A 15,529-nucleotide genomic window follows, 5' to 3' on the forward strand; every position below is an offset into this window, starting at 1 on the left:
CGCCCACCCCCGCAGGACACGCCGCAAGGACGTCCTTGTAGGCTCTTACGCGGCATCCATGCCGCGTGAGGTCTCGCGACGGCGGGCGGGCAAGGACCTGTCGGGATGGTCGATGTGTTTTGTTGCAAACAGCGCTGGTTGACCACGCTGTTTTATTAGCCGTTTCCAGGCGACCTCACGCCTCGCTGCGCACCGCGCGCGTCGGCAAGATCAGGCGTTCGATCAGGTCGACCAAGCCGGGCGGCTCCACCGGCTTGCCCATATGCGCATCGAATCCGGCCACTACGGCGCGGTCGCGGTCTTCTTCGCGCACATAGGCGGTGAGGGCGATCGCGGGGATATGCCGTGGCAGGTCGGTGCGACCGGAGCGCACCGTGCGGATCAGGTCGTAGCCGTCGCGCATCGGCATGGCGATATCGCTGACCAGCACGTCGAAGGGTGCCTCTGCCAGGCATTGTTCGGCTGCCTCCACCGAGCCGGCCGCCTGCACCTGCGCGCCGGCCAGCATCAGGAACTGCACCACCGCCTCGCGCGAATCCTGGTCGTCGTCGACCAGCAACAGGCGCACGCCATCCAGGCGCCCGAGGCAGTCGCTCGGCAACGGGCCGACCTGCAGCGACCCGGACGCCGCCGGCCGCAGATCGCTGACCCCGTGCTGGAACGGCAACACGATGGTGAAGGTCGCCCCCTTGCCTTCGCCCGCACTGGATGCCCCCAGGCTGCCGCCGTGCAGATCGACCAACTGACGCGAGATCGACAAGCCCAGCCCCAGCCCACCGACGCGGCGCGTGGTACCGGCATCGGCCTGGCGAAAACGGTCGAACACGTGCGGCAGGAAGTCGGCTGCAATCCCGATGCCGGTGTCCTGCACGCATAGCCGCAGCCGCTCGTCCTCGATGTCCAGCGCCACCCGCACCATGCCACCGGGCGAGGTGAACTTGAGTGCGTTGCTGAGCAGATTGGTCAGCACCTGCTGCAGGCGCCCGGCATCGCCGAAGAACCACAGTTCGCCTGCATCGGGCGCATCCAGTTCCAGCGCGATGTCGCGCGCCAGTGCGGACGGCTGCATCAGTTCCACCGTGCTGCGCATCAGTCCTGCGATATCGAAATGCTCTGCCTGCAGGCGGATCTTGCCGGACAGGATCGCGCTCATGTCGAGCAGGTCGTCGATGATCTGAGTCTGTGCACGCGCACTGCGCTCGATGATGATCAGGCCTTTGCCCACATTGGCCGGATCGAACACCTCCGACTGCATCAACCGCGACCAGCCGAGGATGGCATTGAGCGGCGTGCGCAATTCGTGGCTGAGCGTGGCCAGAAACTCGTCCTTGACCCGGCTGGCATGCTCGGCCTGGCTGCGTGCGGCGGTCTCGGCTTGCAGCGATTGCTTGAGCTTGGCGTCCACGCGCGTGCGCTCGATGACGATGCCGGCCAGATGCGATGCAGAGCGCGCCATTGCCTGTTCGCGCAGCGAGGGCAGGTGGGCGCGATCGTAGTAGATGTTGAGCGTGCCCAGCACCTGACCGTTGCTGTCCAGGATGGGCGTCACGCAGCAGGCGACGATGCCCAGTGCCGACGACACCGCATGATGGTCGCTGAAGCTGGGGTCGGCCTGGATGTCCTCGCAGATCACCTGCTGCCCGAGGTAGGCAGAGCGCGCGCAAGGCGGCCCGTTCAGCCCGATCGGCGAGGCTTCGAAATGCCCGCGGTACTCGATCGGAAAATGCGGCGCCGAGCCGAAGCTCAGCGTTTTTCGTACCTCGTCGAGCACCATCACCGCGCAATACAACGTCGTCTCGCCACGCGCTTCCACGCTCGATGCGATGGCATCCAGCACCACCGGCAGCGGTGCGCCGGTGGTGATCAGGCTCAGGATGGCGCGGTCGGAGGCGGTGGCATCTTCGATGTGCTTGCGTTCGGAGATATCGGTCAGCGAACCGATGTGGCCGAGAAAACGTCCATCGCTGGCGAAGTGCGGCGATGCGGTATCGATGCACCAGCGATACTGCCCGTCGTGACGACGCACCCGGTACTCGGCCAGGAACTCGCCACGTTGCGCCAATGCCTGCCCGAACGCATGGCGTACGCGCTCGGCATCGTCGGGATGCATCACATCCCACCAGCCCTGATTCATCGCCTGGTCTTCGGCCTGCCCGGTGAAGTGGTACCAGCGCGGATTCCAGTACACGCAGTCGCCCTGCGCATCGGCCATCCAGATCATTGCCGGCACCGTCTCGCACAAGGCGCGGAAGCGCACTTCGCTTTCGCGCAGCTGTTGCTCGAACGCACGACGGTCATGGATGTCGGTGTAGGTGCCGATCCACTCGCCGATGCTGCCGTCGTCGCCGCGCACGGGCAGGGCGCGCGCCAGGTGCCAGCGCCTCTGGCCATCGTGGCGTTGCAGTTCGCACTCCATTTCATAGGCGCGCTCGCCATCGACTGCCAGCGCCCAGGCCTGCGAAGACACCCGCAGGCCATCGGCGGTATGCGCCCGATGCCATGCGGCGGTCTGGTTGTCTGAAGGATCCAGTCCGGTGTATTCGTACCAGCGCCGATTGAAGTAATGCGGCTGACCCTCCCGGTCGGCGATGAAGATGATCTGCGGCAGCGTGTCGGCCAGTCGGCGCAGCCGCGCTTCGTTGGCGGCCAGTTGCTGCTGTGCCTTGGCGCGTTGCATGGACTCCCAGCAGCGTGCAGCGACCAGGCGGACCAGTTCGATCTCGGTGGACAACCATCGCCGCGGTGCGCGCTGATGCACGCCGATGGCTGCGACCAGGCGGCCGTGTTTGTGCAGCGGAATCGCCAGTGATGCGCGCAGGCCTGAGCGGCGGTATTGCTGGGACACATAGTCCGGTGCACCGGGCGCCATCGCATCGGTGGTGAACCAGGGGCGGTTTTCCAGCAAGGCGTCGCGCAAGCCCTGTGCCACTTCCAGCGGAAAATCGCCCTGCAGGCTCGGCATGTCCTGCACATGGTCGCTGATCACGTGCATGGTCCTGCCGTCGGCCGCCGCCAGGCCAAACGCGCAGCGATTGACCTGCAGATGTTCGCCCAGCAATCGCACACTGGTATCGATGATCTGGCGCGGATCGGAGACGTTCTGCAGCGCGTCTTCGAGCATCAGCAAGAAGCTGTCGCGACTGGCCACGTTGCGTTGCTCGGTGACATCGAATCCGTGCACCAGGATCGCGTCGATGCGGCCATCGCGCTCGCGCATGGGCTGATACAGGAAATCCACGAAGGTCTGATCCAGCACGCTGCCGGGCCTGCGCTGCAGATAGGCCGCCATCGATTCGCCGATGAAAGGACGGCCGCTGCGTCGCACCTCATCGAGCAGCTCGACATAGCCCTGGTCGGCGAGTTCCGGCATCGCCTCGAGTAATGGTTGGCCAAGCAACGGACGGTGGCCGACCAGGTCGTGGAAGCGTTGATTTGCGCTCTCGACGATATAACCGGGGCCACGCAGCACCGCCATGAAGGCCGGCGACTGATCGAGCGCGGTGGACACCGCTGCAGGCTCGGCCTCGCTACGGGTCTGTGCCGCAGCAGGGGCGGGCGTGCCGGCGACATACAACATGCCCAGACGTTCGCCGGCCTGCAGGATCGGGCTGCACGACCACGCCGACAGCGGCAATGCCGCATGCGGATGCGCACCGTGGTGGTCGGCTTCAGTGGTGTCTGCAAGTTCCGCCAATGGCTGGCCGAATGCTGCCGGGTGGCGCTCGCCCAGCAGCGCGATGCAGGCATCGTTGTAGATGCAGCGCGACTGGTCGCCCCAGACCAGCAGCATCGGAACCTGCGCGTGCAGGCACACCGAGAGGGTCGTCCGCAGCGCCTGGCTGTCGCGCAGCAGCGGATCGGCGGCGCATGCGGACGACGACAATAATCCGGCGATCTCGCACGTTTCCGGCAGCAGACCGGCAAACGGCGACACGACGCTATCCATTGGGTGACCTGCCCATCATGCCTGGATGCACGATTCTAGTGGCAAGCGGGCTGTAGGCGAGGGGTTTGCGACGACCGGCACGGCAGCGCGAACGGCCTGCGTTAAGCGCAGCAGTGGCGCGATTGGTTACCGAAGAGTGCCAACTATCGACCGCGCCACGTGCTGGCGACACACCGGTAGGCGGTCGCGCTCAGCTGGCGGCACCGCTCAGCTGCCGTGCCCTGGACAACGCGCTGATCAGTTCTTCGGACAAGTAAGGCTTGGTCAGGATCACGCCGCGTTCGAAGCCGCCGGGGATGGTGCCACTGGCAACACCGGTGGCCAGCACGAACGGGATCCCCAGTTCCGACAACAGTCGGGCGACCGGCTCGCTGGTCTCGCCGTTGCCAAGACGGTAATCGAGCACCGCGATTTCCGGCGCATCGGCCTTGATCAGCGTCAGCGCCTGTGCAACCTCTCCGACCGGACCCAGCACGACGGCACCGGCCTGGACGAGCTGCAGGTCGAGCAGCATGGCATTCATCTGGTCGTTCTCGACCACCAGCACCCGAACTCCACGCAACACCGACATTGCTTACTCCTTCACCTAAGTCGGCCAGTATATCGACACTGCTTCGCCGCGGCGCTGATGACTCCGCTTGCACCTGAATTCGTCAGGCGCGTTCTGACACTGTTCGTTTCATGTACAACTCGCTATACTGCGCGGCCACGCCGAAGTGGCGGAATCGGTAGACGCAGCGGACTCAAAATCCGCCGCCCTTAAAAGCGTGTGGGTTCGAGTCCCACCTTCGGCACCAGGATGTAGCAGTACAAGCAGAGCCCTTCTGGCGACAGTCAGAGGGGCTTTTCTTTTTGGCGCTCGACAGCCCTGCCGGAGCAGGCGAATGCCTGCCGGTGATTGCATCGCCGCGCTTGCGCAGTGCCGTCGGGCGTGGAGCGAGGGGGTGTCGATGTTGTGCGCCAGGCGGCGCAGCGTCGTGCCGTGCTTGCATGGCAGTGTGTTCGCTGGCCCGCATCGCTGCCACGTAGTTGCTGAAGAATGCAGTCGAGATGAGACAGCCCTGCCACCTTGCGCCTGCAGGCACGCAACCATCACGCGCGGTGCGTACCTTGGACAGCTCTTTCAAGCAGGTGGCTTCCATGGATTTTGATTCTTCGCAGCAGCTGCGCATTTTGCGCGACATCCACGACACCAAGCCGGTGGCCGACGAAGAGGCCAACTGGGCGGTGCGCGCCGGCTATGCGACACAGGCCGAAGACGGCGATATCGATCTCACTCACGAAGGCCGCAAGGCGCTGGATGTCGGCCAGACCTGATCTGGCATTGTGCGGACGTTGCTCGATGCGCAAGCCGGTTGGTGCGTCATCGAGTGCACACGTTCCACAGTCGATCGGCGGTGTATGCGTGTGGATGCAGCGACACCGCCCCGCGCCCGTAGTCGATGGGCTCGTTGAACTGGCAGCTCAACGATATGTGGTCGCGTCGCTATCGATCGCGTGCGGTGAAGCAAGGGGGGGGGGGGGCTGCTGAGCAGCATCAGGCAAAAAAAAGCCCCGGCAATGCCGAGGCTTTCTGATGATTGGCGTCCCCACGGGGATTCGAACCCCGGTGTCCACCGTGAAAGGGTGGTGTCCTAGGCCTCTAGACGATGGGGACGCGTATCAAAACCTGGTTGTAGATTCCAGACGGCCTATGTCGGGAATATTGGTGGAGCCAGGCGGGATCGAACCGCCGACCTCCTGCATGCCATGCAGGCGCTCTCCCAGCTGAGCTATGGCCCCACGATGCTGCGAGCCGGCAATCATAGCGACATCGATGACGCTTGGGAAGTGGTGCGTGCAAAAAAGATGTGCTGACGGATTTGCCGGTGGCCGGGATCAGCATGGCGCGTGCAGGCGCAAGTATGCGATGCGTTCAAGCATCGCGATTGATCGAGCTGGATGTCGCTGTGCGGGGATTGGCTGATCGGGTAGAGCGCAACGATGCAGTGGCCGTGGTTATCCGCAGGCTGGGCATGTGGGACAGTCCTTGCGCAAGTGATCGACCCGCGTTGCAAGGGGTGCGTGTTCGCGGTCATCGGCATGCGTGCAGTTGCGCTGCAGCCGACGGCGGATCAGCAAAGGGGCCGCTTGCACTGCGGCAACACGCTGCCGCTGCATCTTCGATATCCGCATGACGACATGCCGCACCAGGTGGGCCGCGTGCAGATCCACGACACACGAGCGATGCCGAAAAGCACGCAAAAAAAAGCCCCGGCGATGCCGAGGCTTTCTGATGATTGGCGTCCCCACGGGGATTCGAACCCCGGTGTCCACCGTGAAAGGGTGGTGTCCTAGGCCTCTAGACGATGGGGACGCATATCAAAACCTGAGTTTGTCTACCTGGCGGCCTAAGCCAGGATTGGTGGAGCCAGGCGGGATCGAACCGCCGACCTCCTGCATGCCATGCAGGCGCTCTCCCAGCTGAGCTATGGCCCCACGAAACTGAGAACGAAATGATAGCGGCCTGTTAATGTTCGCGCAAGTGCTTTTTCATCTCGAATGAGACGCAACGTGCGCGGGGCACCCGACGCGTCTGCGCCTCAGTTGACGCCGTGCAGATCGCGCAGCTGCGTCTGCCGCGCACCAAAGTAGGCGGCCAGATCGGCAATGTCCTGATCGCTCAGCGCGGTGGCCTGTGCGGTCATCAGCGGGTGCTGGCGATCGCCGCTGCGGTAGGCCTGCAAGGCGTGCGCAAGGTAGTCGCCGTACTGGCCGCCGAGCTTGGGATAGCTGGGGTCGATGGGAGCATTGCCGTCGGCGCCATGGCAATCGATGCAGCTCTGGCCGGTGGCCTTGCCCTTCGCATGCGCCAGCTTGTCGCCGGCCTCGGCGCGCCCGGTCGGCAGCCCGGCGGACGAACCGGAGCCATGTTCGCCGCTGGCGTGGCCGGCATCGCCGGCGGAATGATCGGTGGACTCCACCTGGGATTGGGAGCAGGCCGCCACCATCAGGGCAGCGACCAGGACGATGGCTAGACGCGGAGCGTGCAGGGCGTTCGGCATGTGGGCGCTTATTTGAGGGTGGACAGGTAGGCGGAGATATCGGCGATGTCCTGCTCGGAAAAGCTCTGCGCCTGCGCTTGCATGGTGGGATGCTTGCGTTTGCCCTGGCGGTACTCGGTCAGCGCCTGGGTCAGATACTGACTGGACTGGCCGCCGATCTTGGGCACGCGATAACTCGGATAGGCGTTCTTGTACCCGGTGACCCCGTGGCACCCCTGACAGGTATAGGCCAGCAAGCGGCCGTTGGACGGGTTGCCGGTAGGCGCTGCGGGGGTGGCCGCCGCCGCAGCGGGCGCAGGCGTGGCGGGTGCGGCTGGCGGGACTGATGGTGTCGCTGATGCGCCCCCAAACGGCAGGAAGACGACCAGAGCGAGACAAGCGGCGAGCGGCTGCGGGCGCATGGTTTCGTATCCGGAAGACTGATTGAACGTCCGCACGTGGGGGCATGACGGAACCGGTCCGAGTATGCCTGCGATTTGGCCCCGCGCAAACGGGGTGAATAGGCGAACTTGAACAGACCATGACCTTTGGCGCATTGGCGACATCATCGTTCGGGTGGTCTACTTGCCTACAACACCTGTTCACGCATCCACTAGGACACGACGATGTCGCCACGCTCTTTCTTGCCCGGCCGCAGCGGAACCTGCGCCGCCGCATTGTTGATCACCACGAGCCTGTTGCTGGGCGGTTGCAAGGCCGGAGATGGCGCGGCCAAGGCGGCCGAGGAAAAAAAGAGCGTCGACGCGGTGCCGGTGGAAATTGCCAAGGCCGCACGCCGTGCGGTGGCGGCCAGCTATACCGGCACCGCCGCACTGGAGCCGCGCGCCGAAGCACAGGTGGTGGCAAAGACCTCCGGCGTGGCGCTGGCGGTGATGGTGGAAGAGGGGCAGAAGGTGTCCGCGGGCCAGGCGCTGGTCCGCCTGGATCCGGACCGCGCGCATCTGGCGGTGGCGCAAAGCGAGGCGCAGCTGCGCAAGCTGGAGAACAGCTACCGCCGCGCCACCCAGTTGGTGGGGCAGCAACTGGTCAGTGCCGCCGATGTCGACCAGCTCAAGTTCGATGTCGAAAACAGCCGCGCGCAGCACCGCCTGGCATCGCTGGAACTGTCCTACACCACGGTGCAGGCGCCGATTTCCGGGGTGATCGCCTCGCGCTCGATCAAGACCGGCAACTTCGTGCAGATCAATACGCCGATCTTCCGCATCGTCGACGACTCGCAGCTGGAGGCCACGCTCAACGTGCCCGAGCGCGAACTGGCCACGCTCAAATCCGGCCAGCCGGTGACCTTGCTGGCCGATGCCTTGCCCGGCCAGCAGTTCATCGGCAAGGTCGATCGCATTGCGCCGGTGGTGGATTCGGGCAGCGGCACCTTCCGGGTGATCTGTGCGTTTGGCCAGGGCGCCGAAGCGCTGCAGCCGGGCATGTTCGGGCGCATCCGCATCGACTACGACCAGCGCAAGGATGCATTGGTGATTCCGCGCCTGGCATTGCTGGACGATGGCGAGCCGGCGGTATTCGTGGTGCGCAACGGCAAGGCCAGCCGGGTGCCGGTGAAACTCGGCTATGCCGAAGGTCCGTGGCTGGAAGTGCGGCAAGGCCTGAAGGAAGGCGACCAGGTGGTGACCGCCGGCAAGGTGGCACTGCGCGATGGCACTGCGGTGCAGGTGATCGGCCAGCCCGATCGCAAGCCGGTTGCGGCTGCGGCGCCGGCAACCGGCAGCGACGGGAAGCGCTCATGAGCGATCACGGCAACCCGCACGGACCCGTGCACGACCCGCATGCGTCCTTGTCCGGCGGTGGCGGTCTGGTGGCCTTCGCCACGCGGCGGCGGGTGACCATCGCGATGATCACCGTGACCATGCTGCTGTTCGGCCTGATCGCCTTGCGCAGCCTCAAGGTCAATCTGCTGCCGGATCTGAGCTATCCCACGCTGACCGTGCGCACCGAATACACCGGCGCGGCGCCGGCGGAAATCGAAACGCTGGTGACCGAGCCGGTGGAAGAAGCGGTCGGCGTGGTCAAGAACCTGCGCAAGCTCAAGTCGATCTCGCGCACCGGGCAGAGCGATGTGGTGCTGGAATTCGCCTGGGGCACCAACATGGACCAGGCCAGCCTGGAGGTGCGCGACAAGATGGAAGCCTTGTCGCTGCCGCTGGAAACCAAGCCGCCGGTGTTGCTGCGCTTCAATCCATCGACCGAGCCGATCATGCGGCTGGCGTTGTCGCCGAAGCAGGCACCGTCCTCCGACAGCGACGCGATCCGCCAGCTCACCGGCTTGCGTCGCTATGCCGACGAGGATCTGAAAAAGAAGCTCGAACCGGTGGCCGGCGTGGCCGCGGTCAAGGTCGGCGGCGGGCTGGAGGACGAGATCCAGGTCGATATCGATCAGCAGAAGCTGGCCCAGCTCAACCTGCCGATCGACAACGTGATCACCCGGCTCAAGGAGGAGAACGTCAACATCTCCGGCGGCCGGCTGGAAGAAGGCTCGCAGCGGTACCTGGTGCGCACGGTCAACCAGTTCGTGGATCTGGACGAGATCCGCAACATGCTGGTGACCACGCAGAGCAGCAGCGGCAGCGCCGCGGAAGCGGCGATGCAGCAGATGTATGCGATTGCCGCGTCTACCGGCTCGCAGGCGGCGCTGGCGGCGGCGGCCGAGGTGCAGAGCACGTCCTCGTCGTCGACCAGCAGCATTGCCGGTGGCATGCCGGTGCGATTGAAGGATGTGGCCGAGGTGCGCCAGGGCTACAAGGAGCGCGAGGCGATCATCCGCCTGGGCGGCAAGGAAGCGGTGGAGCTGGCGATCTACAAGGAAGGCGACGCCAACACCGTGTCCACCGCCGCAGCGCTGCGCAAGCGGCTGGAGCAGTTGAAGGCGACCGTGCCCGGCGATGTCGAAATCACCACCATCGAGGACCAGTCGCACTTCATCGAGCACGCGATCAGCGACGTCAAGAAGGATGCGGTGATCGGCGGCGTGCTGGCGATCCTGATCATCTTCCTGTTCCTGCGCGATGGCTGGAGCACCTTCGTGATCAGCCTGTCGCTGCCGGTGTCGATCATCACCACGTTCTTCTTCATGGGCCAGCTGGGCCTGAGCCTCAACGTGATGTCGCTGGGCGGTCTGGCGCTGGCCACCGGCCTGGTGGTGGACGATTCGATCGTGGTGCTGGAAAGCATCGCCAAGGCGCGCGAGCGCGGCCTGAGCGTGCTGGATGCCGCAATCGCCGGCACCCGTGAAGTGAGCATGGCGGTGATGGCGTCCACGCTGACCACGATCGCGGTGTTCCTGCCGCTGGTGTTCGTCGAAGGCATCGCCGGGCAGCTGTTCCGCGACCAGGCGATGACCGTGGCGATCGCGATCGCGATCTCGCTGGTGGTGTCGATGACGCTGATCCCGATGCTGAGTTCGCTCAAGGGCGCGCCGCCGATGGCGTTCCCGGACGAGCCGAGCCACCCGCAGTGGCAGCCGCAGCAGCGCTGGCTCAAGCCGGTAGCCGCCGGCCGGCGCGGAGCCGGGGCGAGCGTGCGCTATGCGTTCTTCGCTGTGGCGTGGGCGGTGGTCCGGCTGTGGCGCGGCATCGCGCGGGTGGTGTCGCCGGTGATGCGCAAGGCCAGCGATCTGGCGATGGCGCCGTATGGCCGCGCCGAGCGTGGCTATCTGGCGATGCTGCCGGCGGCGTTACGGCGGCCCGGGTTGGTGCTGGGACTGGCGGCTGCCGCGTTTGTCGGCACCGTGTTGCTGGTGCCGATGCTGGGGGCGGACCTGATTCCGCAGCTGGCGCAGGACCGCTTCGAAATGACCGTGAAGCTGCCTTCCGGTACGCCGTTGGCGCAGACCGACGCGCTGGTGCGCGAGTTGCAGCTGGCGCACGACAAGGACCCGGGCATCGCCTCGTTGTATGGCGTCAGCGGCAGCGGCACGCGGCTGGACGCCAATCCCACCGAAAGCGGCGAGAACATCGGCAAGCTCACCGTGGTGATGGCCGGTGGCGGCAGCCCGGCAGTGGAAGCGGCGGCCACCACGCGGCTGCGCAACAGCATGGCCGGGCACCCGGGGGCACAGGTGGATTTTGCACGGCCGGCGTTGTTCAGTTTTTCCACGCCGCTGGAAGTGGAGCTGCGTGGGCAGGACCTGGGCGAGCTGGAACGTGCCGGGCAGAAGCTGGCGGCGATGCTGCGGGCCAATGGCCACTATGCCGACGTCAAGTCGACGGTGGAGGAGGGCTTCCCGGAGATCCAGATCCGTTTCGACCAGGAGCGCGCCGGTGCGCTGGGCTTGACCACGCGCCAGATCGCCGATGTCATCGTCAAGAAGGTGCGCGGGGACGTGGCCACGCGTTACAGCTTTCGCGATCGCAAGATCGACGTGCTGGTGCGCGCGCAGCACAGCGACCGCGCCAGCGTGGACGCGATCCGGCAGCTGATCGTCAACCCCGGCAGTAGCCGGCCGGTGCGTCTGGCGGCGGTGGCCGAGGTGGTGGCGACGACCGGGCCGAGCGAGATCCATCGCGCCGACCAGACCCGCGTGGCGATCGTGTCGGCCAGCCTGCATGACATGGATCTGGGCGGTGCGGTGCGCGAGGTCGAGTCGATGGTGCGCAACGATCCGCTGGCCGCCGGCGTGGGCATGCATATCGGCGGGCAGGGCGAGGAGCTGGCGCAATCGGTGAAGTCGCTGCTGTTCGCGTTCGGCCTGGCGATCTTCCTGGTCTACCTGGTGATGGCCTCGCAGTTCGAATCGCTGCTGCATCCGTTCGTCATCCTGTTCACCATCCCGCTGGCGATGGTCGGCGCGGTGCTGGCCTTGCTGATGACCGGCAAGCCGGTGTCGGTGGTGGTGTTCATCGGATTGATCCTGCTGGTGGGGCTGGTGACCAAGAACGCGATCATCCTGATCGACAAGGTCAACCAGTTGCGCGAGGACGGCGTGCCCAAGCGCGAGGCCTTGATCGAAGGTGCGCGTTCGCGCTTGCGGCCGATCGTGATGACCACGCTGTGCACCTTGTTCGGTTTCCTGCCGCTGGCGGTGGCAATGGGTGAGGGTGCCGAGGTGCGCGCGCCGATGGCGATCACCGTGATCGGCGGGTTGCTGGTGTCCACGCTGCTGACCCTGCTGGTGATCCCGGTGGTGTACGACCTGCTGGATCGACGCGCCGATGCGTACTACCTGGAGCGTGGCCGACGCATGGCCGGGCAGCGTGCGCAGGCACCCGGGAACTCCGACGGGCTGGAGGCGCTATGAGCGTTGCCGCCTTCAGCATCCGTCGCCCGGTCACCACCATCATGTGCTTTGTCTCGCTGGTGGTGGTGGGGCTGATTGCCGCATTCCGGCTGCCACTGGAGGCGCTGCCGGACATTTCCGCGCCGTTCCTGTTCGTGCAACTGCCGTACACCGGCTCCACCCCGGACGAGGTGGAACGCAACCTGGTGCGCCCGGCCGAAGAGGCGCTGGCGACGATGACCGGCATCAAGCGCATGCGCTCGACCGCCACCGCCGATGGCGCCAACATCTTCATCGAGTTCTCCGACTGGGATCGCGACATCGCCATCGCCGCATCGGATGCGCGCGAGCGGCTGGATGCCATCCGTGACGATTTTCCGGAAGATCTGCAGCGCTTCCACATCTACAAATGGTCCAGCAGCGACGAACCGGTGCTCAAGGTGCGCCTGGCCAGCCAGACCGACCTGACCGGCGCGTACGACATGCTCGACCGCGAATTCAAGCGGCGCATCGAACGGATTCCCGGCGTGGCCAAGGTGGAGATCTCCGGCGCACCGCCGAACGAGGTGGAGATCGCGATCGCGCCAGACCGGCTCACTGCGCACGACCTCAGCCTCAATGAGTTGAGCGAGCGCCTGGGCAAGCTCAACTTCTCGGTGTCTGCCGGCCAGATCGATGACAACGGCCAGCGCATTCGGGTCCAGCCGATCGGCGAATTACGCGACCTGCAGGAGCTGCGCGAGCTGGTGCTCAACGCAAAAGGGCTGCGTCTTGGCGATATTGCGCAGGTGCGGTTGAAGCCGACGCGGATGAATTACGGACGCCGCCTGGATGGACGGCCGGCGATCGGGCTGGATATCTACAAGGAGCGCAGCGCCAACCTGGTGGATGTGTCCAGGGCGGCGTTGAAGGAGGTCGAGGACATTCGCGCCGAACCTGCGATGCGCGATGTGCAGATCAAGGTGATCGACAACCAGGGCAAGGCGGTGACCTCATCGCTGGCGGAGCTGGCAGAAGCCGGCGCGGTGGGCTTGCTGTTGTCGATCACGGTGCTGTTCTTCTTCCTGCGCCACTGGCCATCGACGCTGATGGTGACGCTGGCGATTCCGATCTGCTTTGCGATCACGCTGGGCTTCATGTATTTCGTCGGCGTCACGCTCAACATCCTGACCATGATGGGCCTGTTGCTGGCGGTCGGCATGCTGGTCGACAACGCGGTGGTGGTGGTGGAAAGCATCTACCAGGAGCGCGAGCGCATGCCCGGCCAACCGCAGCTGGCGGCCTTGCTGGGCACGCGCAGTGTGGCGATCGCGCTCAGCGCCGGCACCTTGTGCCATTGCATCGTGTTCGTGCCGAACCTGTTCGGCGAGACCAACAACATCAGCATCTTCATGGCACAGATCGCGATCACCATTTCGGTATCGTTGCTGGCTTCATGGTTGGTGGCCATCAGCCTGATTCCGATGTTGTCGGCGCGCATGAAGACACCGCCGATGGTGAGCTCCGAGCGCGGCGTGATCGCACGGCTGCAGCGCCGTTACGCCAGGGTGCTGGCGTGGACGCTGGCGCATCGTGGCTGGAGCGTGGCCGGCATCGTGCTGGTCAGTGCGATCAGCCTGGTGCCGATGAAGTTGACCAAGGTCGACATGTTCGGCGGCGACGGCGGCAACGAGGCCTTCATCCAGTACCAGTGGAAAGGCTCGTACACGCATGAGCAGATGGGCGAGGAGGTCGGGCGGGTCGAGCACTACCTGCAGGCCCATCGCGACAAGTACCACATCACCCAGATCTATTCGTGGTTCAGCGAGGCCGAAGGCAGCAGCACCACCGTGACCTTCGACGCGGGCAAGGTCAAGGACCTGCCGCCGTTGCTGGAACAGATTCGCAAGGCATTGCCGCGCTCGGCGCGTGCGGACTACAGCATCGGCAACCAGGGCGATGGCGGCAGCGGCAATCAAGGGGTGCAGGTGCAGCTGGTCGGCGACTCGACCCAGGCCCTGCAGGCCTTGGCCGACGAGGTGATCCCATTGCTGGCGCAGCGCAAGGAATTGCGCGATGTGCACGTGGATACCGGCGATCGCACCAGTGAGTTGGCGATCCGGGTGGACCGCGAGCGTGCGGCGGCCTTCGGCTTCAGTGCCGAGCAGGTGGCAAGCTTCGTGGGCCTGGCCTTGCGTGGCACGCCATTGCGCGAGTTCCGCCGCGGCGACAACGAGGTGCCGGTGTGGGTGCGCTTTGCCGGCGCCGAACAGAGCAAGCCGGAAGACCTGGCCAGCTTCACGGTGCGCACCAAGGATGGCCGCAGCGTGCCGTTGCTCAGCCTGGTGGATGTGCAGATTCGCCCGGCCGCCACGCAGATCGGCCGTACCAATCGGCAGACCACGCTGACCATCAAGGCCAACCTGGCCAGCAAGGTCACCGTACCGGAAGCACGCGCGGCAATGGAAAAGCCGCTCAAGGCAATGAGCTTCCCGGCCGGTTACAGCTACACCTTCGACGGCGGCGATTACCAGGACGACGGCGAAGCGATGGGCCAGATGGTGTTCAACCTGGTGATCGCGCTGGTGATGATCTATGTGGTGATGGCGGCGGTGTTCGAGTCGCTGCTGTTTCCTGCGGCGATCATGAGCGGCGTGGTGTTTTCGATCTTCGGGGTGTTCTGGCTGTTCTGGATCACCGGCACTTCGTTCGGGATCATGTCCTTCATCGGTATCCTGGTGTTGATGGGTGTGGTGGTGAACAACGGCATCGTGATGATCGAGCACATCAACAACCTGCGCCGCCGCGGCATGGGCCGCACCCAGGCGTTGATCGAAGGCTCACGCGAGCGCCTGCGGCCGATCATGATGACGATGGGCACCGCCATCCTGGCGATGGTGCCGATCTCGCTGACCAGCACCACGATGTTCAGCGACGGCCCGCCGTACTTCCCGATGGCCCGCGCGATTGCCGGCGGGCTGGCATTTTCGACGGTGGTGAGCCTGCTGTTCCTGCCGACGATCTACGCGATTCTCGATGACATGAGCAATGGCGCAGCAGCGCTGGTACGACGTGCGCGCGGTTTGCCGAAGATGCTGCCGCTATGTAGCGCCTGAGTCTTGAACCTCAAGCCCCTCCCGTAGGGAGAGGGGTTGGGGTGAGGGTACGGGTTCTCCGGGCACTGCCAATCAAAGCGGCTGTCAGTCGCTGGCTTCGGTGAGGGCGGCAGCGCGTCCGCGGACTGGCTCCTCGGCTCGGTCAGACATCCTGTCTGACTCGCCGCCGCGGCACATCCCTGTGCCGCTCTCCGCCAATCCCCGGCCACGCCGCCGCCTC

At 65.2% G+C, this 15,529-nt stretch carries 8 protein-coding genes and 5 tRNA genes; 5 read left to right on the forward strand and 8 right to left on the reverse strand.

Going from position 1 to position 15,529, the window contains the following annotated elements:
* Positions 1 to 175: 175 nt before the first annotated feature.
* Together EO141_RS03240 and EO141_RS03245 are read right to left on the reverse strand one after the other, a co-directional pair.
* Complete coding sequence (locus tag EO141_RS03240) at positions 176 to 3,946, reverse strand: PAS domain S-box protein (RefSeq protein WP_127168536.1); 3,771 nt, start codon at positions 3,944 to 3,946, stop codon at positions 176 to 178.
* Between the two features lie 190 nt (positions 3,947 to 4,136).
* The gene (locus tag EO141_RS03245; protein WP_104582548.1) at positions 4,137 to 4,517 is read right to left on the reverse strand and encodes a response regulator; all 381 of its coding nucleotides are present in this window, start codon (positions 4,515 to 4,517) and stop codon (positions 4,137 to 4,139) included.
* 139 nt (positions 4,518 to 4,656) lie between these two features.
* Between EO141_RS03245 and EO141_RS03250 the strand changes: the two genes are divergently transcribed.
* Together EO141_RS03250 and EO141_RS03255 are read left to right on the forward strand one after the other, a co-directional pair.
* Positions 4,657 to 4,743 (forward strand) — tRNA-Leu (locus EO141_RS03250).
* 343 nt (positions 4,744 to 5,086) lie between these two features.
* Positions 5,087 to 5,263, forward strand: coding sequence for a hypothetical protein (locus tag EO141_RS03255; RefSeq protein ID WP_102252013.1), 177 nt, complete (start codon positions 5,087 to 5,089; stop codon positions 5,261 to 5,263).
* A gap of 264 nt (positions 5,264 to 5,527) precedes the next feature.
* On the opposite strand, the gene EO141_RS03260 is transcribed toward EO141_RS03255, so the two are convergent.
* The 6 genes from EO141_RS03260 to EO141_RS03285 all read right to left on the reverse strand — a co-directional run bounded on the left by EO141_RS03260 (position 5,528) and on the right by EO141_RS03285 (position 7,391).
* Positions 5,528 to 5,603, reverse strand: a tRNA-Glu gene (locus EO141_RS03260).
* A 49-nt stretch (positions 5,604 to 5,652) separates the two neighbouring features.
* Positions 5,653 to 5,728, reverse strand: a tRNA-Ala gene (locus EO141_RS03265).
* Positions 5,729 to 6,226: 498 nt separating this feature from the next.
* Positions 6,227 to 6,302: transfer RNA gene (locus EO141_RS03270), tRNA-Glu, on the reverse strand.
* Between the two features lie 46 nt (positions 6,303 to 6,348).
* Positions 6,349 to 6,424, reverse strand: a tRNA-Ala gene (locus tag EO141_RS03275).
* A gap of 104 nt (positions 6,425 to 6,528) precedes the next feature.
* A complete protein-coding gene (locus EO141_RS03280; protein ID WP_164739041.1) occupies positions 6,529 to 6,990 on the reverse strand; it encodes a cytochrome c in 462 nt (153 codons plus the stop codon).
* Positions 6,991 to 6,998: 8 nt separating this feature from the next.
* Positions 6,999 to 7,391: a cytochrome c gene (locus tag EO141_RS03285; protein ID WP_127168537.1), complete on the reverse strand. Its 393-nt coding sequence runs from the start codon at positions 7,389 to 7,391 to the stop codon at positions 6,999 to 7,001.
* 204 nt (positions 7,392 to 7,595) lie between these two features.
* Here EO141_RS03285 and EO141_RS03290 point away from each other — a divergent pair, with 204 nt between their 5' ends.
* Genes EO141_RS03290 through EO141_RS03300 form a run of 3 tightly spaced genes read left to right on the forward strand, consistent with a single transcriptional unit; the run spans position 7,596 to position 15,309 of the window.
* A complete protein-coding gene (locus EO141_RS03290; RefSeq protein ID WP_164739042.1) occupies positions 7,596 to 8,729 on the forward strand; it encodes an efflux RND transporter periplasmic adaptor subunit in 1,134 nt (377 codons plus the stop codon).
* On the forward strand, positions 8,726 to 12,235 hold the full coding sequence (locus EO141_RS03295; protein ID WP_104582551.1) for an efflux RND transporter permease subunit: 3,510 nt from the start codon (positions 8,726 to 8,728) through the stop codon (positions 12,233 to 12,235). Before EO141_RS03290 ends, EO141_RS03295 begins: the two co-directional genes overlap by 4 nt.
* On the forward strand, positions 12,232 to 15,309 hold the full coding sequence (locus EO141_RS03300; RefSeq protein ID WP_127168538.1) for an efflux RND transporter permease subunit: 3,078 nt from the start codon (positions 12,232 to 12,234) through the stop codon (positions 15,307 to 15,309). Before EO141_RS03295 ends, EO141_RS03300 begins: the two co-directional genes overlap by 4 nt.
* Positions 15,310 to 15,529 lie beyond the last annotated feature (220 nt).

Source organism: Xanthomonas sp. BRIP62415 (assembly GCF_003993515.1).
GTDB lineage: Bacteria > Pseudomonadota > Gammaproteobacteria > Xanthomonadales > Xanthomonadaceae > Xanthomonas > Xanthomonas euroxanthea.